Annotated in this window: 19 protein-coding genes and 1 pseudogene; 13 read left to right on the top strand and 7 right to left on the bottom strand. The window is 63.3% G+C overall.

Features of this window, described 5'->3' with window-relative positions:
* The first annotated feature begins 30 nt into the window (after positions 1-30).
* From AC10V3_RS17895 to AC10V3_RS17880, 4 genes are all read left to right on the top strand, one after another.
* Entirely contained in the window at positions 31-1,671 is a 1,641-nt protein-coding gene (locus AC10V3_RS17895; protein WP_022536643.1) for a sigma-54-dependent transcriptional regulator, read from the top strand.
* Entirely contained in the window at positions 1,668-2,312 is a 645-nt protein-coding gene (ampD, locus tag AC10V3_RS17890; RefSeq protein WP_022536642.1) for a 1,6-anhydro-N-acetylmuramyl-L-alanine amidase AmpD, read from the top strand. The genes AC10V3_RS17895 and ampD overlap by 4 nt, the downstream gene beginning before the upstream one ends.
* Before the next feature lie 498 nt (positions 2,313-2,810).
* Positions 2,811-5,747 (top strand): ribonucleoside-diphosphate reductase subunit alpha, encoded by a 2,937-nt coding sequence (locus AC10V3_RS17885; protein ID WP_022536641.1) that lies wholly within the window; start codon positions 2,811-2,813, stop codon positions 5,745-5,747.
* A 139-nt stretch (positions 5,748-5,886) separates the two neighbouring features.
* Positions 5,887-7,071: a ribonucleotide-diphosphate reductase subunit beta gene (locus AC10V3_RS17880; protein WP_022536640.1), complete on the top strand. Its 1,185-nt coding sequence runs from the start codon at positions 5,887-5,889 to the stop codon at positions 7,069-7,071.
* A gap of 353 nt (positions 7,072-7,424) precedes the next feature.
* On the opposite strand, the gene AC10V3_RS17875 is transcribed toward AC10V3_RS17880, so the two are convergent.
* The 3 genes from AC10V3_RS17875 to AC10V3_RS17865 are packed head-to-tail and all read right to left on the bottom strand — an operon-like array spanning position 7,425 to position 11,171.
* Positions 7,425-8,615 carry a lipase family protein gene (locus AC10V3_RS17875; RefSeq protein ID WP_490922703.1) on the bottom strand — a complete coding sequence of 397 codons (1,191 nt, stop codon included), beginning with the start codon at positions 8,613-8,615 and terminating at the stop codon, positions 7,425-7,427.
* Positions 8,590-9,861 (bottom strand): LssY C-terminal domain-containing protein, encoded by a 1,272-nt coding sequence (locus tag AC10V3_RS17870; RefSeq protein ID WP_490922702.1) that lies wholly within the window; start codon positions 9,859-9,861, stop codon positions 8,590-8,592. Before AC10V3_RS17870 ends, AC10V3_RS17875 begins: the two co-directional genes overlap by 26 nt.
* Positions 9,858-11,171, bottom strand: coding sequence for an LssY C-terminal domain-containing protein (locus AC10V3_RS17865; protein WP_490922701.1), 1,314 nt, complete (start codon positions 11,169-11,171; stop codon positions 9,858-9,860). Before AC10V3_RS17865 ends, AC10V3_RS17870 begins: the two co-directional genes overlap by 4 nt.
* A 722-nt stretch (positions 11,172-11,893) precedes the next feature.
* Between AC10V3_RS17865 and AC10V3_RS17860 the strand changes: the two genes are divergently transcribed.
* The 3 genes from AC10V3_RS17860 (at position 11,894) to AC10V3_RS17850 (ending at position 13,295) form a co-directional block, all read left to right on the top strand.
* On the top strand, positions 11,894-12,460 hold the full coding sequence (locus AC10V3_RS17860) for a lipid-binding SYLF domain-containing protein (protein WP_490922699.1): 567 nt from the start codon (positions 11,894-11,896) through the stop codon (positions 12,458-12,460).
* 249 nt (positions 12,461-12,709) lie between these two features.
* Positions 12,710-12,979 carry a hypothetical protein gene (locus tag AC10V3_RS17855; protein WP_013953073.1) on the top strand — a complete coding sequence of 90 codons (270 nt, stop codon included), beginning with the start codon at positions 12,710-12,712 and terminating at the stop codon, positions 12,977-12,979.
* A gap of 73 nt (positions 12,980-13,052) precedes the next feature.
* Positions 13,053-13,295, top strand: a complete 243-nt coding sequence (locus AC10V3_RS17850) for a hypothetical protein (protein WP_490922698.1) — start codon at positions 13,053-13,055, stop codon at positions 13,293-13,295.
* A gap of 25 nt (positions 13,296-13,320) precedes the next feature.
* Here the strand turns inward: AC10V3_RS17850 and AC10V3_RS17845 are convergent, their stop codons facing one another.
* A complete protein-coding gene (locus tag AC10V3_RS17845; protein WP_435385933.1) occupies positions 13,321-13,905 on the bottom strand; it encodes a hypothetical protein in 585 nt (194 codons plus the stop codon).
* Positions 13,906-14,291: 386 nt separating this feature from the next.
* Between AC10V3_RS17845 and AC10V3_RS17840 the strand changes: the two are divergent.
* Positions 14,292-14,784 (top strand): annotated as a pseudogene (locus AC10V3_RS17840) (FAD-dependent oxidoreductase); the annotation flags it as partial.
* A gap of 375 nt (positions 14,785-15,159) precedes the next feature.
* Here AC10V3_RS17840 and AC10V3_RS17835 read toward each other — a convergent pair.
* The 3 genes from AC10V3_RS17835 to AC10V3_RS17825 all read right to left on the bottom strand — a co-directional run bounded on the left by AC10V3_RS17835 (position 15,160) and on the right by AC10V3_RS17825 (position 17,906).
* Positions 15,160-16,376, bottom strand: a protein-coding gene (locus AC10V3_RS17835) for an IS3 family transposase (RefSeq protein ID WP_414225148.1) whose coding sequence is annotated in 2 segments (ribosomal slippage) — positions 15,160-16,127 and positions 16,127-16,376 — 1,218 coding nt in all. Because the reading frame shifts where the segments join, the coding sequence is not laid out codon by codon here.
* Positions 16,324-16,623 carry a SymE family type I addiction module toxin gene (locus tag AC10V3_RS17830; protein WP_490922697.1) on the bottom strand — a complete coding sequence of 100 codons (300 nt, stop codon included), beginning with the start codon at positions 16,621-16,623 and terminating at the stop codon, positions 16,324-16,326. The genes AC10V3_RS17835 and AC10V3_RS17830 overlap by 53 nt, the downstream gene beginning before the upstream one ends.
* Positions 16,624-17,108: 485 nt before the next feature.
* The gene (locus AC10V3_RS17825) at positions 17,109-17,906 is read right to left on the bottom strand and encodes an NYN domain-containing protein (protein ID WP_490922695.1); all 798 of its coding nucleotides are present in this window, start codon (positions 17,904-17,906) and stop codon (positions 17,109-17,111) included.
* A gap of 228 nt (positions 17,907-18,134) precedes the next feature.
* Between AC10V3_RS17825 and AC10V3_RS17820 the strand changes: the two genes are divergently transcribed.
* From AC10V3_RS17820 to AC10V3_RS17800, 5 genes are all read left to right on the top strand, one after another.
* A complete protein-coding gene (locus tag AC10V3_RS17820; protein ID WP_454752446.1) occupies positions 18,135-18,428 on the top strand; it encodes a YciI family protein in 294 nt (97 codons plus the stop codon).
* 165 nt (positions 18,429-18,593) lie between these two features.
* The gene (locus AC10V3_RS17815; RefSeq protein WP_490922694.1) at positions 18,594-19,553 is read left to right on the top strand and encodes a LysR family transcriptional regulator; all 960 of its coding nucleotides are present in this window, start codon (positions 18,594-18,596) and stop codon (positions 19,551-19,553) included.
* Positions 19,554-19,585: 32 nt separating this feature from the next.
* Positions 19,586-20,551 (top strand): Bug family tripartite tricarboxylate transporter substrate binding protein, encoded by a 966-nt coding sequence (locus AC10V3_RS17810; protein ID WP_022536632.1) that lies wholly within the window; start codon positions 19,586-19,588, stop codon positions 20,549-20,551.
* A 59-nt stretch (positions 20,552-20,610) separates the two neighbouring features.
* Positions 20,611-21,846, top strand: a complete 1,236-nt coding sequence (locus AC10V3_RS17805) for a CaiB/BaiF CoA transferase family protein (RefSeq protein WP_490922692.1) — start codon at positions 20,611-20,613, stop codon at positions 21,844-21,846.
* Positions 21,843-22,688, top strand: a complete 846-nt coding sequence (locus AC10V3_RS17800) for an enoyl-CoA hydratase/isomerase family protein (protein ID WP_490922690.1) — start codon at positions 21,843-21,845, stop codon at positions 22,686-22,688. The genes AC10V3_RS17805 and AC10V3_RS17800 overlap by 4 nt, the downstream gene beginning before the upstream one ends.
* Positions 22,689-22,953 lie beyond the last annotated feature (265 nt).

Raw genomic sequence — 22,953 nt, 5'->3', positions numbered from 1 at the left:
TCAACCCGACCCACCCCCGATCCCGTTCTCATGCCACCCCGAATGTCCAGCGCGCCCGATCCCATCCTCGTCATCGACGACGAGGCCGACCTGCGCGAGCTGCTGGATATCTCGATCCGCCGCATGGGACATGACGTTGTGCTGGCCGGCTCGCTGGCCGAGGCGCGCGAGAAGCTGGCGCAGCGCCGCTACAGCCTGGTGCTGACTGACATGCGGCTGGGCGACGGACTCGGCATCGAGATCGTGCGGCAGCTTTCCGCCGCGCCCGAGCGCGTGCCGGTCGCGGTCATCACCGCCTACGGCAGCGCCGACAACGCCGTGGAGGCCCTCAAGGCCGGCGCCTTCGACTACATCGCCAAGCCGGTATCGCTGGAACAGCTGCGCAGCCTGGTGCTGAACGCGCTCGGCCGCCAGCAGCGCGACAGCGATGCCGCCGCGGCCGACCCAGCCGCCGACCGCGCCGCGGCCTTGCTGCCCGGCCACTCCGCCGCCATGCAGGAGGTGCGCCGCTCGCTGTCGCGGCTGGCGCGCAGCATGGCACCGGTGGTGATCAGCGGCGAATCCGGCAGCGGCAAGGAGCGCGCCGCCCGCGCCATCCATGCGACCAGCGCCCGCGCCGCGCACCCCTTTGTCGCGGTCAACTGCGGCGCCATTCCCGAGAACCTGATGGAGTCCGAGTTCTTCGGCTACGTCAAAGGGGCGTTCACCGGCGCCGACGGCGAGCGCGGCGGCTTCTTCCAGGCCGCCAACGGCGGCACGCTGATGCTCGACGAAGTGGCCGACCTGCCGCTGCCGATGCAGGTCAAGCTGCTGCGCGCGCTGCAGGAGCGGCGCGTGCGCAAGATCGGCGCCAGCCGTGAAGACGCCGTGGACGTGCGCGTGATGTGCGCCAGCCACAAGGACCTGGCGGCGATGGTCGCGGCCGGCCAGTTCCGGCAGGACTTGTATTACCGCCTCAACGTGCTGGAGCTGCGCATGCCCACCCTGCGCGAGCGCGGCGAGGACATCCCGGTGCTGGCGCGCGCCATCCTGGACCACCTGGCGGTGCGCTACGGCGACCCGCGCCCCAAGCGGCTGGCGCCGGCGGCGCTGGACCGGCTGGCCGCCTACCGCTTCCCCGGCAACGTGCGCGAACTGGAGAACCTGCTCGAGCGCGCCTACGCCTTTGCCGAGAGCGAGCAGATCGAGGTCGCCGACCTGGGCCCGCTGGAAGCAGGCGCCGAGCGCGCTGGGCTAATGCACGCGCCGGCCCCCGCCATGGCGCCCGCCGCCCACTACGCCCCCTGGGCCGCCGGGGGCATGTGGCCGCCCGTGCCGCCTACGGCGGTCCTATCGACGGCCCCGACATCGGCACCGGAACCCGCACCGCCTGCCCCGGCCGCCGCCGCCCCGGAACCCGAAACCGACGGCGATCCGGTGGATCGCGCCTGCCGCGGCATCGTCTTCCCGATTGACCTGGCGGCGCGGCTGGAAGCCGTGGAGCGCGAACTGATCCTGCAGGCGCTGGCACAAACCAACTTCAACCGCACCGCGGCGGCGCCGCTGCTGGGCCTGAACCTGCGCCAGCTGCGCTACCGCATCCAGCAGCTGGGCATCCGCGAGGCCATGGACGCCGCCGACCGCGGCGCCGCCGAGGGAGCGGGCGAGAACGCTACCGAGGGCACGTCATGACCAGCGCCGCCACGCCCGCGCTGCCCGCATTGCCGGAGCGCAGCCGCCGCTTCCTGCCCGACGCCGACGGCTGGGTCCCCGCCGCGCGCCGCGTGCCGTCGCCCAATTTCGACGAGCGCCCGCCAGGCATGGCGGTCGACCTGGTGGTGCTGCACAACATCAGCCTGCCGCCGGGCCAGTTCGGCAGCGGCGACATCGAAGCCTTCTTCCAGAACCGGCTCGACCCGGACAAGCACCCGTTCTTCGCCACCATCCACCAGGTGCAGGTGTCCGCTCACTTCCTGGTCACGCGCCAGGGCGAGCTGGTGCAGTTCGTACCGTGTACGCAGCGGGCCTGGCATGCGGGGCAATCGGACTTCTTTGGCCGGGCGCGCTGCAATGACTTTTCTATCGGCATCGAGATCGAAGGCTGCGACGACCTGCCATTCACCCCCGCCCAGTACGACACCGTGACCGCACTGGTGCCGGCGCTGCTCGCCACCTACCCGGTGCGGGCGATTGCCGGCCACAGCGATATCGCCCCGGGGCGCAAGACCGATCCCGGCCCGCATTTCGACTGGGCGCGCTTTGCCACAGAAGTGTCATTGCCGCCGGCTATGCTGCCGTATCGTTGCGGCCCGGTGACCGACTCGGGTGACTGATTCGTAACGTCTGCCATCACGCCAGCGTGCCCCGTCCTGGCGCACATGCCCCATGCCGGCGAGGGGCTATCGCACCGTCACAACAATCAAAAAAATTTTTCAATAATGTGCGGTTGCGAACGGTTTGGCCGAAACCCTTGCGAGTATTAGCCTCCCGGGCATGTGGCGCTGCCGCATCCGTGGCACCGACCCCGAAAAAGCGCTTGTCAAGACTGGTCATTCGGATTCGTTTCACTATACTTAGCCCAGTTTTCAGCAGCACCCACTATATCTAGTAGTCAAACCGGGGAGCCGGCCCAGGTGTGAGGTGGCCGTCGCGCAGATCGCGACACCGTCTTGCCGCCACCGCGGGGCCAGCGCATCACAAGAGTCCCTGGCGAAATGTTCACGCAGAGGTAGTTTGTCCATGCCCGGCCTAGGCCGGGCGGATGTTCTTTCCGCAGCATTTCGCCAGGGACTCTTTTGTCTCTTATTTCCAGGGTAAAAACAGGAGTTCTCATGCAAACGGCCCAGAACGAAATCACCACGGGCGCGAGTGGCGCTGCAGGTATCGCACCGACCGCGCAGCAGACCCCCGCCAACGCCGCCAATACGAACTACCCGGATCACAAGATCATTCGTCGCAACGGCGCCGTGGTGTCTTTCGAGCCGTCCAAGATCAACGTGGCCATGACCAAGGCCTTCCTCGCCGTGAACGGCGGGCAGGGTGCCGCTTCAGCGCGCGTGCGCGAAGTGGTCGAGCAACTGACCCAGACCGTGGTCCGCGCATTGCTGCGCAGCCGCCCCAACGGCGGCACCTTCCATATTGAAGACGTGCAAGACCACGTGGAACTGGCGCTGATGCGCTCGGGCGAGCATGAAGTGGCCCGCGCCTACGTGCTGTACCGCGAGAAGCGCAAGGACGAGCGCGCCAGCGCTAGCGCGCAGGCAGTGGCCCGTGTGCAGGAAGGCGGCTTCTCGGTCAACGTGACCGACGGCGGCGTGACCCACGTGCTGGACATCGCCGCACTGCACGCCCTGATCGACAACGCCTGCTCGGGCCTGGGCGATGCGGTCAGCGCCGAGCCGATCCTGAAGGAAACCCTGAAGAACCTGTACGACGGCGTGCCGATGACGCAGGTGTACGACTCCGCCATCCTGGCCGCACGTACCCTGATCGAAAAGGACCCGGCCTACAGCCAGGTCACCGCTCGTATCCTGCTGCACACCATCCGCAAGGAAATCCTGGGTGCCGAAGTGACCCAGTCGGAAATGTCGGCCCGCTACGCCGAGTACTTCCCCAAGTTTATCGCCCGCGGCATCGAAGCCGAGCTGCTGGACGAAAAGCTCGCCACCTACGACCTGACGCGCCTGGGCGCCGCGCTGGACGCCGGCCGCGACTTCCAGTTCAACTACCTGGGTCTGCAGACCCTGTACGACCGCTACTTCCTGCATATCGATGAAACCCGCATCGAAATGCCGCAGGCCTTCTTCATGCGCGTGGCCATGGGCCTGGCGCTGAACGAGAAGGACCGCGAAGGCCGCGCTATCGAGTTCTACCAGCTGCTGTCGTCGTTCGACTTCATGTCGTCCACGCCGACGCTGTTCAACTCGGGCACCCGCCGCTCGCAGCTGTCTTCGTGCTACCTGACCACCGTGTCGGACGACCTGGAAGGCATCTACGAAGCGCTGAAGGAAAACGCGCTGCTGTCCAAGTTCGCCGGCGGCCTGGGCAATGACTGGACCAACGTGCGCGCGCTGGGCTCGCACATCAAGGGCACCAACGGCAAGTCGCAAGGCGTGGTGCCGTTCCTGAAGGTGGTGAACGACACCGCCGTGGCCGTGAACCAGGGCGGCAAGCGCAAGGGCGCCGTCTGCGCCTACCTGGAAACGTGGCACCTGGACATCGAAGAGTTCCTGGAACTGCGCAAGAACACTGGTGACGACCGCCGCCGCACCCACGACATGAACACGGCCAACTGGATTCCGGACCTGTTCATGAAGCGCGTGATGGAAGCTGGCGAATGGACGCTGTTCTCGCCCGCCACGTGCCCGGACCTGCACGACAAGGTCGGCAAGGAATTCGAGAAGGCCTACCTCGGCTATGAAGCCAAGGCCGCCAGCGGCGAACTGAAGCTGTTCAAGAAGCTGCCGGCGCTGCAACTGTGGCGCAAGATGCTGGGCATGCTGTTCGAGACCGGCCACCCGTGGATCACCTTCAAGGATCCTTGCAACATCCGCAGCCCGCAGCAGCACGTTGGCGTCGTCCACAGCTCCAACCTGTGCACGGAAATCACGCTCAACACCAACGAGAGCGAGATCGCCGTCTGCAACCTGGGCTCGGTCAACCTGGTCGCCCACCTGGCCAGGCAGGCCGACGGCACCTACACGCTCGATCACGCCAAGCTGCAGAAGACCGTCCGCACTGCGATGCGCATGCTCGACAACGTCATCGACATCAACTACTACGCGGTCGAGAAGGCGCGCAATTCCAACCTGCGCCACCGCCCGGTCGGCATGGGCATCATGGGCTTCCAGGACTGCCTGCACGTGCTGCGCACCCCGTACTCCAGCAAGGCCGCGGTGCAGTTCGCCGACACCTCGATGGAAGCGGTGTGCTACTACGCCTACCAGGCTTCGACCGAGCTGGCTGAAGAGCGCGGCCGCTACAGCACCTACGAAGGCTCGCTGTGGGACCGTGGCATCCTGCCGCAAGACTCGCTCAAGCTGCTGGCCGAAGAGCGCGGCGGCTACCTGGAAGTGGACCTGTCCAGCACGATGGACTGGGACGCGCTGCGCGGCCGCATCAAGCAACACGGCATGCGCAACTCGAACTGCATCGCGATCGCCCCGACCGCGACCATTTCGAACATCATCGGCGTGTCCGCTTGCATCGAGCCGACCTTCCAGAACCTGTACGTCAAGTCCAACCTGTCGGGCGAGTTCACCGTGGTCAACGACTACCTGGTGCGCGACCTGAAGGAACGCGGCCTGTGGGACGAGGTGATGGTTGCCGACCTGAAGTACTTCGACGGCTCGCTGGCTCGTATCGACCGCATCCCGCAAGACCTGCGCGACATCTACGCCACCGCGTTCGAAGTCGAGCCGACCTGGCTGGTGGAGGCTGCAAGCCGCCGCCAGAAGTGGATCGACCAGGCCCAGTCGCTGAACATCTACATGGCTGGTGCATCGGGCAAGAAGCTGGATGACACCTACAAGCTGGCATGGGTACGCGGCCTGAAGACCACGTACTACCTGCGCACGATGGCTGCCACGCACGTGGAGAAGTCGACCGTGTCGCGCGGTTCGCTGAATGCGGTGTCGTCGGGTAGCGACAACGGCTCGGCACTGGACGCAGCGGCCGCTTCGGCCCCGGTCATGCCGGAAGCCGAGGGCGCGGTTTGCACGATGCGCCCGGGCGACCCCGGCTTCGAAGAGTGCGAAGCCTGCCAGTAAGTCCTACCTAACCCCTCGGTTTGCTCCCCTCTCCCGCTCGCGGGAGAGGGGCCGGGGGAGAGGGCCGGCGCCTCAACGAAGTGCTGCCGCCCATTGCTGGCCCCCTAGCCAGCCACCACGAATCACGGAGAATCACATCATGCTGAGCTGGGACGACGACGTTCAAGCCACCCCGCAAGCTGCCCCGCAGCCTGCCCTGCAACCCGCTGCCGCCACCACGGCCGACCAGCAAGGCGTCCTGCCGCCCGCCGCCACGCAGCCCGGCATCCTGGGCAACAATCCCAACGCCGCCGCCCTGCAAAGCAACCGCCGCGTCAACGCCGCCGACAAGCGAGTCATCAACGGCTCCACCGACGTCAACCAGCTCGTCCCGTTCAAGTACAAGTGGGCGTGGGAAAAGTACCTGGCCGGCTGCGCCAACCACTGGATGCCGCAGGAAATCAACATGTCCCGCGACATCGCCCTGTGGAAAGACCCCAACGGCCTGACCGAAGACGAGCGCCGCATCATCAAGCGCAACCTCGGCTTCTTCGTCACCGCCGACTCGCTGGCCGCCAACAACATCGTGCTGGGCACCTACCGCCAGATCACGGCGCCGGAATGCCGCCAGTACCTGCTGCGCCAGGCGTTTGAAGAGGCCATCCACACGCACGCCTACCAGTACATCGTTGAGTCGCTTGGCCTGAATGAAGCCGAGATCTTCAACGCGTACCACGAAGTGCAGTCGATCCGCGACAAGGACGAGTTCCTGATCCCATTCATCGACACGCTGACGGATCCGTCGTTCAAGACCGGTACGCCGGAGAATGACCAGAAGCTGCTGAAGTCGCTGATCGTGTTTGCCTGCATCATGGAAGGGCTGTTCTTCTATGTGGGCTTTACGCAGATCCTAGCGATGGGGCGGCAGAACAAGATGACCGGGGCTGCTGAGCAGTATCAGTACATCCTGCGGGATGAGTCGCTGCACTGCAATTTTGGTATCGACCTGATCAACCAGATCAAGCTGGAGAATCCGCATCTGTGGACGGCGGAGTTTAAGGCTGAGATTACTGAGTTGTTCAAGAAAGCGGTTGACCTCGAATACCGCTACGCTGAGGACACGATGCCGCGTGGGGTGTTGGGGTTGAATGCGCCGATGTTCAAGTCTTACCTGCGCTTCATCTGCAATCGTCGGTGCCAGCAGATTGGTCTTGACCAACTGTTCCCGAACGAAGAGAACCCGTTCCCGTGGATGTCTGAGATGATCGATCTGAAGAAGGAACGGAACTTCTTCGAGACTCGGGTTATTGAGTATCAGACTGGCGGGGCGTTGAGCTGGGATTGAGGCAGCAGCGGCAGACATCCTGCTGTCATGCAAGAACTAGAAATGGGAGCTGAGGCTCCCATTTCTTTTGGCTACGACTCAAAAATGGCGAAATGGCTGCTATCGGCGCGGTCATGCGTTCATTCATACGACCGCTCCACTCCGTCAACGGACCCTCATGTTCGGATTACGTTGGGCTGGTCGCCCGCCATACCTGTCTCCCACCGAGAACGCAAACTGATGTCAAGCGGACAGCCTACGGTCGCATCGATCAGTAATGCATGGGCGTGGGCTATCCGGATGTGGCACGCCGGGACGGCCCAGTTTCCGTTCGGGCAGATCTTGTAGAGTCCACAACGTTGACTCCTGTTTGCTCAGTCCGCCGGCCACTTACGCACGGAGGCAGGAACATGGCTCGCTGGCACTGCCGCATCTTCCTCGATGAAACGGAGCACAGCCTCTGCCAGCGCCTCCCGCGGATAGGCGTTTTGCGTGACGAACAGCGATCCGATCGTGTCATGTGTCCGCGCGATGGGCACGGCGAGCGCCCAATGGTCAGCGTTGACGTAGCCCAGGAGCGTACTCCCCGGCACGATCTGGTCATAGAAAATCATCTGGCTGTCGTTGCGCGCGTCGATGCGGGACAGCTTGTTGTAGCTTGATTTGAGAATCGACGAAATGCGCTCTGGCTGCGGGAACGTGACGATCGAGTAGATAGGCAGATCGTATGGAAGCGGATGCTGCGCAAGCCATGCCTTGCGGGTCTGAGGCCGCAAACTCTCCACCGCCCCGCCGTCTCCCGACGAGCACGTCGCACCCGGGAAGTGCCGCAGCAAGTCGGCCTGATACTGCTCAGCATCATTGGCGAGCGGCGACCCGCCGACAGCGCCCGCCGCGCTGACCACGGCAGCGACACGGCTTCGAATCTCGGGGTACGTGACGACAGCCTCGAGGATATCGGGTGCGCCCTTCGAATAGCCGATCAATACAATGCGCGGTTCGTCGACCGCGAGCGGCATGGCCATGATCGCATCGCGGATCTGGCGGGCGTTGTTCGTCGAACCCGAAAGCGCGTCGACGGTGATCATCGTCGCATCATAGCCGAACTCGCGCAGATGGGTTGCGACAGTTCCCGGCGGATCCAGCCAGGGCTTGAAGCATTCGTACCCAATGCCAGCCACGACCGCTGCAATGAGATGCCGTTTCGATGGACCGAGTTCGACGGGGTTGCCCGTGCCGGCAGGTTCGGTAGCCACACGGGTCAGTGCCTCGTCGCAAGGACGGTAATCGGGAAGGGCCGGGCCACGGGTCTGGAGCACGGCACAGTAGATCTCGCGAAAGCGCCCCCGCTTGTCCGCCACCCCGGCGAGGGGCGCCGGCACCAGCACGAGCGGTGGCGTATCGGTCGAATAGGGGGCGAGCGGCTTCGATGCGCATGCACCGAGCACAAGGCTCGCCGCGAGCGCCGTCGAGCACGCGAAGCTTGCCAACCATGCACGGATCACGCGGAACGCCGGCGTCGCGTCGTCGGCTTGGGATTCAGTGTTCAGCGTGTCGGGCTGCATCCTCGCTCTCCTCGCTTTGGAAATGCTCTCGCTGCTCAAGATAGGGCACCCAGTCGAGAAACTGCACATTCGAAAAGCTGAGCGGACGGGTCGCGAAGAACAGAACGGCACGTAACCCGTCGGTGTGGTAGGTCGCATAACCCAGAGTCGTCCGCGGACGTTGCAGCGAAGCAGCACCGACGCCAGACACGAAGCCGAGCTTTTCCAGACCGCCCGAATACATCATGTCCTGGACAAAAAGATTTCTGGCCTCATCGACGTCACTTTGCAGGCGCACGGATTGGTCGTCAGCGCGCGCGAAACGCCCGCCGACGGGGCGTCCGACCTGCGCGACGAAGACAGGTTGCCCCTGGAACCGAATGGGCGTGAGCCATCCGCGTACCCAGATCGCTGGTGCTCCGGCCTGCGCCTGCTTGCGCGTGACTACATCCGGCTGACGGTCGAACACCCGCTGAGGGAGGTCGGTCTGGCGCAGATTGCGCCGGTAGTTTCGACGCACTGCCGCTGAGCTGATGTCGTTGATATCGCCGACAATCACCGCGTTCAATGGATCGCCCAGAACGGCGCCGCTTGCATCCGTGGCGCAGGCTGGCAGCGTCTCAAGTGCGGCCCACAGCGCCGCCAGGTCGGTGTAGTTCCGGATGTCGGATTCGGGGTAGCGGAATGTGAGCGGCGACCGCGATACCGCCATAGAGGGCTCGTCGTCTGGCACCTGCAGATACAGCGTGAAAGGTATCAGGGCATCGCTGCCGAAGAGATCGACATTGACGAACTTCGTGACGAAATCGGGGTTGGTGAACAGCAGGCCGGCGCGGGTCTGCCCGGGCGGGATGGGGTTCCTGAAGCCAAGATCGTTGAAGTGGGCGTCGATGCGCGAGTTAGTCGTCCCGCCGAGCAGCGTGTGCAACGACCATGCCACCTCGTGCGGCGAGAAGTAGTCGGGGTCGGTGCCCGAGCGCAGCAGCCACAGCGGCTGTGCCGTCCCATTATGGATCTCCACCCAAACCGGCTGCACGCGTATCCTGGTCACGTCGGCACCTAGCATGCGCTTGCTGTCTTCCTTGCCGAGTACAGTCGCACTGACACGCACGTCGCGGCTGGTCGCGCTGATGGCGCGCTCGCGCAGCGGACCGTTGCCGGCATCGGTGGGCGGCTGCCACGTTGCGCACGCACCGAGCGCAAGCAGCAGACATGCGCTGCATGCACCGCGTCGCAACACGATGCACAGGCGCCCGGACGCACTCATGGCTTCGCTCCGGGCTTGATTTCAATGTTTGTTGTCGAGTTTGGATACTTGAGCACTTCTCCCATATTCCACGGAAACAGGCTGATTCCCGATAGCAATGTCGGCGCGCGGTCGAACACCAGTACGACACGGTATCCATTCGTGTAGTAGAGGTCAGTCGTCAGATTTTCGCGCGGCGCGTCCGGCGGTGCGGCGCCAACGCCCCCGACGAATCCGATCTTGGCGAGATTTTGCGAATAACCCATGTCTTCCGTGAGCGCCGCACGGGCTTCGTCGACGTCAGGGTCGATCTTGTGGGTGACAAGCGTTGGCGAGTGAGTCGTAAGACGTACGCCGATGTCGCGGCTAATCTGGCCTATCCAGACGGCCTTGCCCTGGTAGCGCATCGGGGTCAGCCAGAGTCGCAGATGGTTGCGCTGGTGGATGGTATCCCGCGCCTTCTGCAATGCGAGATCCTGCGCTCGCCCGAAGACATACAGATCGCTCACGGGGGCATTGGCATAACGCTCGCCGGACAGGGCCGACGTGATCATCTTCATGACCGCGCCTGACCACTTCTGCTCGGTCGGGCGCCAGCCCCGGCGCACGAGCGCGGGAAACGCGTCGTCCAGCCCTCCCACGATCACCAGGTTGAGCGGATCACCATTTTTCGAGCTGTCTTCGTTGGTCGAGCAGCACGGTAGTGCTTCCAGCGCAACACGAAATGCGTCGTCGTCCGTGTAGTTCACGATTTTGTCGGGCGGATAGACTTCGCGCAGAAAAACGTCACTGGCCTTGTAGTCGGCCCGGAAGCCCGGGACTGGTATCAGGATCGAGAACGTCGTTGCGCGATTACTCGCGACCAGGTCCAGTTGAACGAGCTTGACAGCCGCGTTCAGGTTGGTGAGCACGAAGCCTGAGACCGTCTCACCCGGTGGGATGGGACTGCGAAAAGCGAGCGCGCCAAAGCGCGCCTCGAGCCTGGCTGAGTCATCATGCGACGCGCCGTCAGCAAACGCTTCGGCCCCTTCAGACGCGGGAAAAAAGTTCGGGTCCATGCCTGGCGACAGCAGGAAGTAATTGCGATCGTCGTTGTTCTGCACCTCAACCCATACCGGCTGAATCTTCTTTTTTGCCAGAGGGACGCCATACACGGCGGCGCTTTCCTCTGCTGAAAGAACGGCAGCCGAAACACGCAATGCGCCATCGACGCGCGTCACCGCGCGGCTGCGGTAATCACTTCCTGATACATCGGCAGGTGTAGCGGCGCAGCCTGCGATCGAGCAGGCGATGATCACGACAGCCAGAATGTGCCTCCCGATGCATTTCATCGTGGCCTCTCGCGAGTATGGGCTGCGCTTGGGTCGGACGCACATTCCCGATTACATCGGGCTTCTGCGCCGCGTGAGTCCCTCGAATGGACCTTCACGTGATGAAAGATGATTATAGTCGCCGATGCTCCGGCTGAAGGCCTTGTATGCCTTCGCCGCCATCTCGAGTGGGGAACCGAGTCCTGTAGTTCAAGGCACTTTCCGTTGAACAATCGCCGAGTTGGCAGCGTCGTTACGGGAATGGCTGAGTTTCAGCCGGCTTGCGCTGATCCTAGTCTCACTGCGTCATGACGACTCGAAAGCCAAGGTGCGGCATGCTGTTCATCGGATCGGTGCACTGCGCCACCTTGGCTTCGACGCAACGCTCAACCAAGCCGTCCTGCTGCGGGGCGCGACCCGCGCATCAGGCGATGCTGGGGCCGCGCGGGGCGCGACCCGCGCATCAGGCGATGCTGGGGCCGTCCAGAGCCTGAGACTGGCGACCCGCAAGGCGTGGCTTCCGCGCTCGCTCAGCACCTGCATCCGGGCGAACTGCATTACTACTCGATCGTAGATTCCCTGAGCCTGAACGCATCTCGTCTATCCTGATATCGAGTTACCACAAGCTCTCGCGCGTCGACTCTAACTGTTTTTGTCGCAGCAGCATGATGAAAAGAGGCGGGCAGGAGTGTGACGCGGCAGTGCTGTTGACGATGAGTTTCAACCATGATGGAGAATAAATCATGCTTAAACGTCTGATATCGATTCTCGCAGTTTTGTCGCTGATGTTATCGATTTCTTCTGCCCGGGCAGACGAGTATACCGACACGATCAACCTCTTCAAGAATGCGGGAGAAAGTGGCCAACTCCTCAAATCCGCTTATGGCTACGCGGTATTTCCTACAATTGGTAAGGGAGCTGTCGGTATAGGTGGGGCCCATGGCAAGGGCCATGTGTACGAAAAGGGAAAGTATATCGGCGACACATCGATGACCCAGGTGACCGTGGGCTTGCAGCTTGGCGGCGAAGCCTATAGCGAGATAATCGTGTTCGAAAATGAACGGGCGCTCAAGGAATTTACCACTGGTAACTTTGAGTTTGGCGCAGATGCCTCTGCGGTTGCGATCACGGCGGCTGCGGGTGCGCAGACAAGTACGACGGGCACTTCTGCGCGTGCGAGCGCCGGCAAGAAAGACGCCAAGACCGCGGGTGGCTATCACAAGGGCATGGCGACATTTACAGTGACCAAGGGCGGCTTGATGTACGAGGCGAGCATCGGCGGCCAGAAGTTCAGCTACAAGCCTCGTTGATCTGGCTGCGGGGCAAAGATCAATGAGCTTGTTCTCAGGGCTCGGGGAAACGACTCGGATACGCTTTTGTTCTTGGTCTCACTTCTGCCAGCCTTTGAGGAATGGCTTGCGCATGGGAATTTTGTTCTCGCGGGCAATGGATGCTCTTTTGTCGGAGGAGGCTTCTTCAGCCTGGCTCTCTACGAGCATGCGAAAGCAGTGTTGTGTGACAACTGACCGCCGTTTCTACCCAGCACGGAGGAGGTGAAAATGGTCGAATCAAGAAATGGACTTTGGAGGCGGACGGGCGCAATGCTGGCCGCAGCCGGACTCCTGGCGCTATCGGGGGCTGCCCTGGCCACCAACCAGTCACAACAGCGCCAACAAGGCAGGGACGCAAACCAGGCTGCCAAACAAGAAGCGCGCGCGGGCAAGGTCGACTGCCGCGCTGCAAACCAGAAAAGCAACTCCCAGTGCCGGCAAGACAAGCGCGACACGAAGCAGGAAGGCCGCCAGGAAAAACGGGACATCAAGTACTAGCGCGGCCGACGCTGGCCGACGAAACGATGCTACGTACTGATTCGTGTGGCCGCTTTCTGGCGCAGCGCTATTCATGCGCGGCCTCTCAGGCCGACATTCGAATGTCGGCTTCTTTCTGAAAGTGCCCTTGCGGCTGAGCATCCCCACGTCGCTGCGCGGATCAGCGGCACTGTGCAATATGCTCCCGTCGGAGCTGCTGATTCCGTTGTTGCTGGATTCGACCGTCATGGCGATTTGCATGGCAGATCTTCAGGTGTTCGCGCTCGCCATGTTCATGGTGATGCAGCGGGGGAGGCTGGCCGCTGCGTCACCGTGAGGAGGACGGCTGTGCCCGCGGTGCCCTATTTGGCGTCGGACGGCTGCACGGACACCGCGAGGGCTTCCGTATAGTCCACCTGGACCCGGTCTCCCTTCTTGATGCCCTTGAGCTGCTCCGGATCTTCGACCATCAGGTCGACGGTGCGCCCTTTGGGCCCTTTCAGGGTAACGGTCTTGGCGTCCGCGTTCACCGCCACGACATCGACCATCGCCGTCACTTCGCGGCCCACAGTTCCGCCCGGCTTCGCACCCGGTGCGGAGCGGTCGGAAATCTCTTTCTCATGCATGGACAGGGGGCCCTTGCCCTTCTTCAGGCTCAGGCTCAGCGCCTCCTTGTATTCGGCGTTGACGACATCGCCCACCTTGAGCTGGTCAAAGTTCCTCGCTTCTTCGCCCACCACCAGGTCTACGACCTTGCCGTCCTTACGCTTCAACGAGACCGTACGCGTCGCCGCGTCGATCTTGACGACCTTGGCGGTTACCTTCGCCGTCCCCGTGACGCTCGCCTGTCCAGGCGCCTGTGTGGCGTCGACCTTCGTCTCGGGTTGTGCCCAGACGGACGCGGTAGCCGCCAACATCGCCATGACCAGCAGTGTCTTCCTTTTCATGCCGTTCTCCCCTTTTCATGCCCGATCCCGTGCGCGGGCGGTGTGCGAATTGAAGCGCCGGTACAGCACTGCTTCGCGGCCAACTCTATCGCGCAGGACCCGCTTCGGGACATGAAATATTTTGGAATGCGAAATAAGAAAAACTTTCACGCACTTTCGCACGCTCCTGAGTATCATCAGGCACTCGAAGCAGAGCCCCGGGCGGAGCCGAAATAGCGCAAAACGAGCCCCCTAAGGCACTCGCATCTCTCAGTGTTTCCCTAGGTAGTTCTCGGTCTGGTCGTTCACCCGGGCCGGCTTTGACGAACACGTGCTTCGTGTCGACCAACTCCGGCAGTCGGCCTTCGCCGCCCCTAGCTACGCGGCTGGTCGGTGACGATCCTGGGGCGGCCGGCATCACGGCTCCTGCAGTCCTTCGGACCTTTGGGCTGCCGGTCAATCGGGCCGGCCAAATCGTAGTCGGCCCCACCTTGCAGACCGAAGGGGATCCGGACATCTTCGCCCTCGGCGATTGCGCCAGTTGCACCTGTGCCGATCAGCAGACCGTCGTGCCGCCGCGAGCCCAGGCCGCCCGCCCATCAGCAGGCAACCTTTCTCTTTTCAGCTCTGAAGGCAAGACTGAATGGGCAAGCGCCGGGGACTTTCCGGTACAAGGATCTTGGCTCGCTCGTGTCATTGGGCCACTTCAGCGCCGTGGGAAGCCTTATGGGCGGACTGGTCGGTGGCTCGCTTTTTATCGAGGGCCTGCTTGCCCGCCTCATGTACACGTCCCTCTACCGCATGCACGTGATGACACTTCATGGCCCGCTTCGGATGACACCGGATACCGCCGCTCACTGGTTGCGAAGCAGGACCAATCCCCGCATCAAGCTGCACTGATATGCCGAGCGATCGCTCGACAACATCGATGCCAGCCAAGCACCCTGCGCAATGCAGCGAGCGCCTTGCGCGCGGCGGTCCGGGCCGCCGATCACGGTGGCGGCTAGGCGCCACTGTTCGCGGTGTTGCAGCAGGCGAAGCCAGAGGCCGCGCCGGTTCCTCAAGGCCGGCCGTAACATTGGACGATACAGCAGAGACGGATGACTGATAACCCTTTGGAAGCCGCCTTACGGTACATCGCGCTTGGATGACTGAGAGGGGTCGATAGGGGGCGTCCGTAGGTCGCCACCGACTTGGCCGTTCGCTTCACTCTATTGAAATAACAACCTTCTTGTGGGGTTACCCCGTTTCATCGGACAGATTCGCATTGGAATTTTATGTCGATGGGTTTCCTCCTTGTGATGGGGCAGTGTAGGCCCGGTGTAGCGCCGGATTCATGCCATTGACAGGCAGCTTTTCAAATTCCTGCGGGGAACGATAGCCCAGGGCGCTGTGCAAGCGGTGCGAGTTGTACCAGCCCTCAATCCAAGTGAACAACGCCTGTCGGGCGTCGTCGTGGGTGGCGAAGTGCGAGCGGTTCAGCAATTCGCACTCGAGCGTGGCAAAGAAGGCCTCACACATGGCGTTGTCGTAGGCATCGCCCACTGAACCCATGGAGGGGCGTACGCCCGCATCCCGACAGCGTTGGCCAAAGGCCACCGACGTGTACTGGCACCCCTGGTCCGAATGGTGGATCACCGACGTGGGATGTCGCTGCGCGAGCGCCATGTCCAGCGCCTGCAACATCAGCGCGGTGCGCAGGTGGTTGTCCATGGCCCAGCCCACGATGCGTCGGCTGTATACGTCGAGGACGACAGCCAGATAGTAAAAGCCGGCCTTGGTCGGAATGTACGTCGCATCGGCAACCCAAAGCTGGTTGGGGGCCTCAGCACGGAAGTGCCGCTGCACCAGATCGGCAGCGGGTCTGGCCCGCGCTGCGCGGTGCGTCGTGCAGATGAAGTGTGGCCGGCATGCCCCGCGCAGCCCGGCCTCACGCATCAGTCTCGCCACGCGCTTGCGCCCCACCCGGATGCCCTGACGCAGCAGAGCCGCGTGTACCCGGGGCACGCCATAGGTGCCGCAGGAGTGCGAGTGAATTGCTCGGATCTGCACCAGCAGCAGCTTGTCACGCACGACACGGGGGCTCGGGCTACGCCCGTTCCACGCATGGAACCCACTGCGCGAGACCTTAAGCAGCCGGGCCATGGTGGACAGCGGATAACGAGCTTGGTTCGCCTTCATGAATTCGTACCCTTGTCGGGCAGCGAGTCGGTCTCCCGGGCGAACCAAGCCGCGGCTTTTGCAAGTATCTCCCTCTCCATTTTGAGCTGCCGGTTCTCACGGCGTAGCCGTGTGAGCTCCTGGTGCTCGGCACTGGTCAGGCCATCATGACGTGTGCCTGCGTCACGCTCGGCCTGTGCAACCCAGTTGTAAATGGTCTGAGCCGTGGGTTCGAATTCTTTGGCCAGATCTTCGGGGCGGCGACCTGCATGGACCAAGTCAACCATTTGCTGACGGAAGACAGTGCTGTACGGTGGGCGCGTTTTCGGCATAGTGCACCTCCTGTTTACTCAAGATAGGCACTGTCCGAAAAAGCGGGTCACCTCCATTGTGCTGTACCTTAACCTTCAGCAATTGCCCAACGCTGAAGCCAGCTTTCTCCAGCCAAACACCCCGCAATCGAATCCACGGGATTGCCCGTAGCCCAGTAAAGTTGTTGCTTTCGCCTGGAGCAACCGGATAAGAAGTACGCCCCGTCTTGAGAGTGCGCACCTGTGCGCGAGCCGATAGCTTTGCCATAGCCAACTCCTGTGAGAATGTGGAATCGCCCCTGTTCATAGGGCGGCCAGGTACTTGAACACCGCTCACAGACGGCCCGCAGTTTTCCCCTTGCGGGTCTTGTATGACTGCGCGTTACCCGGCCATAGCGAGAGCTATGGGCGCAAAGAACCACGGGCTGACGAGCGTGGCTGAGTCGCTGTAAGAGGTGTGTTCAGCACCATTGACTAGGCTAAGCAACAACTCTTCCGCCAGCGACCACCGATAAGTGGACGTACTATCGCGACAGCCAGTGGCCTCCATGCGCCAGGCATTTGGGCAGTCATGCGCAACGTCAGGGAGAGAGAGAAAAAAGGGGCAGATCTAATTCGGGATCAGAAATAGATCTGTCACCTTTCACCCTGTGGTGTCCATCCCACTCATGGAGTATCTCCCCGCGGCGCCAGGTCAGGGGCCGGTCGGCCGTTGGCCAGTGAGAGCAAGGCACAATGCGCCGAAGGGAGCTCCTAACTGCCTATTGCTAACGAAGTCGTGGCACTGGCGTTTGCGTCGGTCAATCTCATTTCAGCCAATTCTACCGTGTAGTGACCACCTGCCTCTCTTTTCAGAGCGAGAAGGTCGTACGTCTTCAGCATGTCCACCAGACCTGAATGCCCGTAACTGGCAGGGGAAAAGCTGGGGTCGGTACGCTTGAGGTACTGTCCTAGCGCGCTGAGATGCACGCGGCCTTCAGATGTGTTGCTCGCAAGCAAGCTGATGGCTTCCACCACGAACCGGGGCCGCCGCTTGATTGCAGGCTGCTTTGGCACGTCCGGCTTCGTGTGCGCGGGCGCACCGGCGGCAGTCTCGGTAGCCGCCGTGGCGGCCGGCCTCCACTCGAAAAACTGGTCGCTGGCATTGCGAAGCGCTTCCGGCGTTTTTGACTCGCCAACGATGCAGACCGTCGCGCCACGCTCACGGAGCTTGCGGCAGAGATAGGCAAAATCAGAGTCGCTGGTTACCAGGCAGAATTTGTCAGCCCGGTGGTCGAACATTGCCTCCAGCGCATCCAGCGCCAACGCGATGTCGGCGGTGTTCTTGCCGGCCGCGTATTGATACTGAAGGCACGGCGTAAATGCCAGTCGAACTAGCGCTTCCTGCCACGTCTTGCCCAGCGTGTTCTGATTGCCATAACCACGACGGAGAACAACGCGCCCAAACTGGGCAACGACTCGGAGGGCGTATTCCAGAATGTCCGGTGTCGTGTTATCGCAGTCGACAAGTACGGCAATACGGGATTCGGCAGCTGGGACTGGTGCGCTCATCTATTTGCTCATCGAGTGACGAAATGTAATGTCATCATAATGGCAAATGTGAATCCATTTGAGGGTCTGGCGAATTTGTCGGATGATTTTGTCTCGCTCGGCCGTGGGTCTCCTCTGCGCCATGCGGGCATGGTGATCAGCTGATACGCTATATGGCCGAAGCGCTGACTTCTTCGCGGTTGCCGATTTCCGTCGAGGCACTGATCTCGACGAATATTGGAAAACCTTATGCTTTTCGCCGTTCGCTTCCACGACAAGCCCGGTCAACTCGACCTGCGCAGTGCTCATTTGCAGGCCCACCTCGATTGGATCGCCAGGCACAGCGACGCGATTCTGATCGCCGGCTCATTGCGCGAAATGGCGGAGGCCGACGCGGTTGGCGGCCTGTGGATCGTCCGGGCATCCAATCGCTCGGAAGTCGAAATCTTGCTTCAATCGGATCCTTTCTGGATCGAAGGCCTTCGCGAAAGCGTGGAAATTCACAGCTGGCACCGTGCCTTCGACAAGCCGGTGACTATCTGAGCTTTCCCGATTGGGAGGGTGGAATTCGCGGACGCGGGAAATCCGCAGTTGCCGACCCAGCTCGATGAGGGGAAAATCAGACGGCCCAGTGCACCGCATTCCAAGGCGCTCGAAACGGTTTCCACTTCCCTCATCGGTAGCCCGCCTACCTAAGCACGGCCCATCGTGACATCCTCGGCTCCACGCACCCCGCGCCTCCACTTCGACCTGACCACCATCCAGCTTTTCATCGCCGTCTCCGACCAGGGCAGCATCACCCGCGGCGCTGAACGCCTCCACCTGGCCCCAGCCGCCGCCTCCCGCCGCATCCTCGAACTGGAATCCCAACTCGGCGTCTCCCTGTTCGAACGCCTTCCCCACGGCATGGCCCTGACCGAAGCCGGCCGCGCCCTGCTGGCCCACGCCCGCGGCATCACCCACACGGTCCAGCGCATGCAGGACGACGCCGCCTCCTTCGTCGGCGGCGACCTTGGCGTGGTCCGCGTAGCCGCCCCGAAGTCCGCTGTCATCCAGTTCCTCCCCTTCGACATCCAACGCTGCGCCACTGCCTGCCCCGGCGTCCGCATCGACCTGCAGGAAATGAACAGCCTGGAAGTCCAGCAATCCCTGCGCCGCGGCACCGTGGACATAGGTATCTACGAAGGCAGCCTGGGCGTAGTCGACCTGCCGACCGAGCCCTATCGAACTGACCGGCTGGTGCTGGTCGTAGCGCGCGGCCATGCCCTGGCCCGGCGCCGCAAGGTCATGTCGGAAGACGTACTGGACTGCGACCTGATCGTGCTCGGCGAAAGCTCGGCAATCTCGATCGGGCTGGAGCGGCTGGCGGAGGAGGCCGGCCGCGTGCTGCGCATGCGCATGCGCGTGGGGGGCTTCGACAGCATCGCCGCGCTGGTGGCGCAGAACCTGGGTGGCGGGGTGATGCCGGAGGCGATTGCGCGCGAGGTGGCGGGCGGTAGCCGGTTCGTGCGGCTGCCCATTGCCGAGCCATGGGCAGAACGACAATTCGTGCTGTGCCACCGGCCCCATGGCGCACTTTCCTCGGCGGCGCTCAGCGCGCTGGAGGTGCAAACGCGAAACCTGAATCCCCCAAATAGCGATAGCCCGCGGCGGGCGCATTGCGGATGATGGCTCCATAACTACTAGCTCGGAGACACGCAATGCAGCGCAGACAATTTATTCTGGCGGCAACAGCCGGACTGGCGATGCCCGGCCTCGTGCGCGCTGCGGATATGGCCGGCCCGGTACGCATCGTGGTGGGCTTTGCCCCCGGCGGTGGCACTGACGTGCTGGCGCGGGTGATCGGGCAGAAGCTGGGCGTGATGTGGAACACCAGCGTACTGGTGGAAAACAAGCCCGGCGCGACCGGCGCGATCGCCGCCGCCTACGTCGCCAAGCAGCCGCCTGACGGCACCACGCTGCTGATGGCGCATGTCAACAGCCATGCGATCGCCCCGGCGCTGCTGGACGTCAAGTACGACCCGCGCACTGACTTCACGCCGATTTCGATGGTGGGTGTCACGCCCAACATGCTGACCTGCCGTCCGGAACAGAAGGTGCGCAGCGTTTCGGACATCGTGGCGCTATGCCGCCAGAAGCCTGGAAAGATTTCCTTCGGTTCGTCCGGTATCGGCTCGGCACAGCACCTGGCGCTGGAGATGTTCCGGCTGCAGGCCAAGCTCGACGTGGTACACGTGCCTTACAAGGGCTCGGGTCCGCTGGTGGCGGACCTGATCGGCGGCCAGATCGACTATGCCTTCGACACGATGACCGCCGCCACCCCCTTTATCCAGCAAGGCAAGGTGATCGCGATCGCGCAGACCCGGCTGAAGCGCGCGGCCAGCCACCCCAATGTGCCGACGCTTGCGGAATCCGGCTTCCCCGGCCTGGACGCGGCGTCGTGGTACGGCCTGGTGGGCCCGAAGGGCATGCCGCCGGCGCTGGTGCAGCGCATGAATGCTGACGTCAACCGCGTGCTGGCCATGCCCGACGTTGCCGAGCGGCTCAAGAGCTTCGGCGCTGAGGACTCCGGCGGCTCGAGCCAGCAGTTCGGCGCCTTCATCGCGTCCGAATCCACCAAGTGGGCCAAGGTCGTGAAGGACGCCGGCGTGAAAGCTGAAAGCTGATGGCCAGGAGCCGTCGCGCCCATGCACGCCGCTATATCGAATTTTCCAGGAAGCAACCGATGACAGATTTCAGCGATTCCCGCGCACAAGCGCCTGCATCCAACCTGCCGCTGGCCGGCGTGCGCGTGCTCGACGTCAGTCAGGTCATGGCCGGGCCCTATGCCTGCATGCTGCTGGCCGACCTCGGCGCCGACGTGATCAAGATCGAACCGCCCGACGGCGGTGACCAGACGCGCGGCTCGATGGGGTTCAAGATGAAGGGCTCGGACAGCATGGGCTTCCTCAACATGAACCGCAACAAGCGCAGCGTCACGCTGGACCTGAAGACCGATTCCGGGCGGCAGGTGCTGTATCGCCTGGCGGAATCGGCCGACATTCTGGTGGAGAACTATCGTCCTGGCGTGATGAAGCGTCTGGGGATCGACTACGAGACGCTCGCCAAGATCAATCCGAAGCTGGTCTACGTCAGCATCTCGGGCTTTGGCCAGACTGGACCGTGGGCCGGGCGGCCCGGCTTCGACCTGATGGCGCAGGCCATGTCGGGCGTGATGAGCGTCACCGGCTACCCGGGCGGCCCGCCGGTGAAGGCGGGCGTGCCGGTGGCCGATATCGGCTGCGCGCTGTTCGCGACCTACGGCATGCTGGCCGCGTACATCGGTGCCAAGGAGACGGGGAAGGGGCAGTACGTGGATGCGTCGCTGTTCGACTCCGCGCTGGCGTTCTCGGTGTGGGACACCTGCGAGTACTGGGGCACGGGCCGCGAGCCCGAGCCGCTGGGCACGGCCAACCGCATGAGCGCGCCCTACCAGGCGATGAAGGCCGGCGACGGCTACTTTGTCATGGGGGCCACCAACCAGAAGCTTTGGCAGCTGCTGTGCAATACGCTCGACCGGCCCGACCTGCTCGCGGATGAGCGCTTTGCCACCGTGGCGCTGCGGCTGGCCAACCGGCCGGCACTGATCGCAGCGCTGGAGGAGACCTTCGCCAAGCAGAGCGCCGACTCATGGATCGAGCAGCTGCTCGAAGTCGGCATCCCGGCCGGCCCGATCCTGACCTACCCGCAGGCCTTCGACAGCGAGCATGGCCGGCACCGCCAGATGCGCATCGAGATCGACCATCCGATCGAGGGCAAGGTGCCCAATATCGGCTTCGCGGTGAAGATGGGCGGCACGCCGCAGCAGGTACGTCGTCCGCCGCCGCTGCTTGGCCAGCATACAGAAGAAGTCCTGGCCGAGCTGGGGCTGTCGAAGGGTGAACAGCAGTCGCTGGCCGCGGCCGGCGCGTTCGGCGCATGAACGCCGCGCTGCCGCCGGGAGGCGGTCAACCAGCGGCGAGCCAGCGCGAAGCCGGTCCGGGCAGCGACGGTCAGGTCACGCTGACGGTGCAGGGGCAGGTCGCGACGCTGACGTTCGATCGTCCGGCCGCGCGTAATGCAATGACATGGGCAATGTACGAACAACTCGCCACGCACTGCCGCACGCTCGCCGCTGACGGCAGTGCGCGCGTGCGCGTGGTGGTGCTGCGCGGCGCGGGCGGCGAAGCCTTTGTCGCGGGCACCGACATCGCACAGTTCCAGCAATTCTCGAACGGGGACGACGGGGTTGCCTACGAAGCGCGCATCGACGAGGGCATTCGCCTTGTCGAACAGCTGCCGATACCTACTGTGGCGGTCATTGAGGGCTGGGCGGTGGGCGGCGGCCTGGCCATCGCCACTGCCTGCGACTTCCGTGTGGCCACCCCCAAGGCCCGCTTCGGCGTGCCGATCGCGCGCACGCTGGGCAACACGCTGTCGGCGCTGAACCTCGCCAAGCTGCGCGCGGCCTGGGGGCTGCAGCCGGTGCGGCGCATGCTGCTGCTGGCGCAGATACTGGATGCCGACGCCGCGCTGGCCTGCGGTTTTCTGGAAGGTGTTTATGGTGCCGAGGCGCTGGAGGGCGAGGTCGCTGCGCTATGCGACCGGCTCGCCGCGTTGGCGCCTGTTACGCAGACGGTGGTCAAGGAGGCGTTGCGGCGCCAGACCGTGGAGGCGGTGGCCGATACGGATGACCTGGTGCGGTTGTGCTACGGGAGCAGCGACTTCCGCGAAGGGGTAGACGCGTTCGTGAGCCGGCGCTCGCCGGAATGGAAGGGCAGTTAAATGTGGGGCATGCCCGGCGTGAAGATGGTTTCCGCCGGGCCAGTTATGGCAAAGCAAAACCTCTTCTGTCAGCGATCACCGACAGATTGACGCACTACCGCACCACCACCTCATACCACCCGCACATATTTCCGCGTGGTCTGTCTGGCCACCACGCGACGAAGGGGTGCAGGCATCCTACGTGTCGCAGGCCCCCGCCCATGCCGTCCACTTGGCTTGATGGCTGATACGGCCGCCGATTGCAGACTCCTCTCAAGCCCGCCCG

This window comes from Cupriavidus sp. PB-02 (genome assembly GCF_058252315.1).
Note: the sequence above shows the minus strand (reverse complement) of the source record. Positions and strands in the feature narration are given on the sequence as shown.

Bases quoted from the DNA above. Each gene is read 5' to 3' on its own strand.
- AC10V3_RS17895 (WP_022536643.1), top strand. From the start codon at position 31: ATGCCACCCCGAATGTCCAGCGCGCCCGATCCCATCCTCGTCATCGAC.
- ampD (WP_022536642.1), top strand. From the start codon at position 1,668: ATGACCAGCGCCGCCACGCCCGCGCTGCCCGCATTGCCGGAGCGCAGC.
- AC10V3_RS17885 (WP_022536641.1), top strand. From the start codon at position 2,811: ATGCAAACGGCCCAGAACGAAATCACCACGGGCGCGAGTGGCGCTGCA.
- AC10V3_RS17880 (WP_022536640.1), top strand. From the start codon at position 5,887: ATGCTGAGCTGGGACGACGACGTTCAAGCCACCCCGCAAGCTGCCCCG.
- AC10V3_RS17875 (WP_490922703.1), bottom strand. From the start codon at position 8,615: ATGCAGCCCGACACGCTGAACACTGAATCCCAAGCCGACGACGCGACG.
- AC10V3_RS17870 (WP_490922702.1), bottom strand. From the start codon at position 9,861: ATGAGTGCGTCCGGGCGCCTGTGCATCGTGTTGCGACGCGGTGCATGC.
- AC10V3_RS17865 (WP_490922701.1), bottom strand. From the start codon at position 11,171: ATGAAATGCATCGGGAGGCACATTCTGGCTGTCGTGATCATCGCCTGC.
- AC10V3_RS17860 (WP_490922699.1), top strand. From the start codon at position 11,894: ATGCTTAAACGTCTGATATCGATTCTCGCAGTTTTGTCGCTGATGTTA.
- AC10V3_RS17855 (WP_013953073.1), top strand. From the start codon at position 12,710: ATGGTCGAATCAAGAAATGGACTTTGGAGGCGGACGGGCGCAATGCTG.
- AC10V3_RS17850 (WP_490922698.1), top strand. From the start codon at position 13,053: ATGCGCGGCCTCTCAGGCCGACATTCGAATGTCGGCTTCTTTCTGAAA.
- AC10V3_RS17845 (WP_435385933.1), bottom strand. From the start codon at position 13,905: ATGAAAAGGAAGACACTGCTGGTCATGGCGATGTTGGCGGCTACCGCG.
- AC10V3_RS17830 (WP_490922697.1), bottom strand. From the start codon at position 16,623: ATGGCAAAGCTATCGGCTCGCGCACAGGTGCGCACTCTCAAGACGGGG.
- AC10V3_RS17825 (WP_490922695.1), bottom strand. From the start codon at position 17,906: ATGAGCGCACCAGTCCCAGCTGCCGAATCCCGTATTGCCGTACTTGTC.
- AC10V3_RS17820 (WP_454752446.1), top strand. From the start codon at position 18,135: ATGCTTTTCGCCGTTCGCTTCCACGACAAGCCCGGTCAACTCGACCTG.
- AC10V3_RS17810 (WP_022536632.1), top strand. From the start codon at position 19,586: ATGCAGCGCAGACAATTTATTCTGGCGGCAACAGCCGGACTGGCGATG.
- AC10V3_RS17805 (WP_490922692.1), top strand. From the start codon at position 20,611: ATGACAGATTTCAGCGATTCCCGCGCACAAGCGCCTGCATCCAACCTG.
- AC10V3_RS17800 (WP_490922690.1), top strand. From the start codon at position 21,843: ATGAACGCCGCGCTGCCGCCGGGAGGCGGTCAACCAGCGGCGAGCCAG.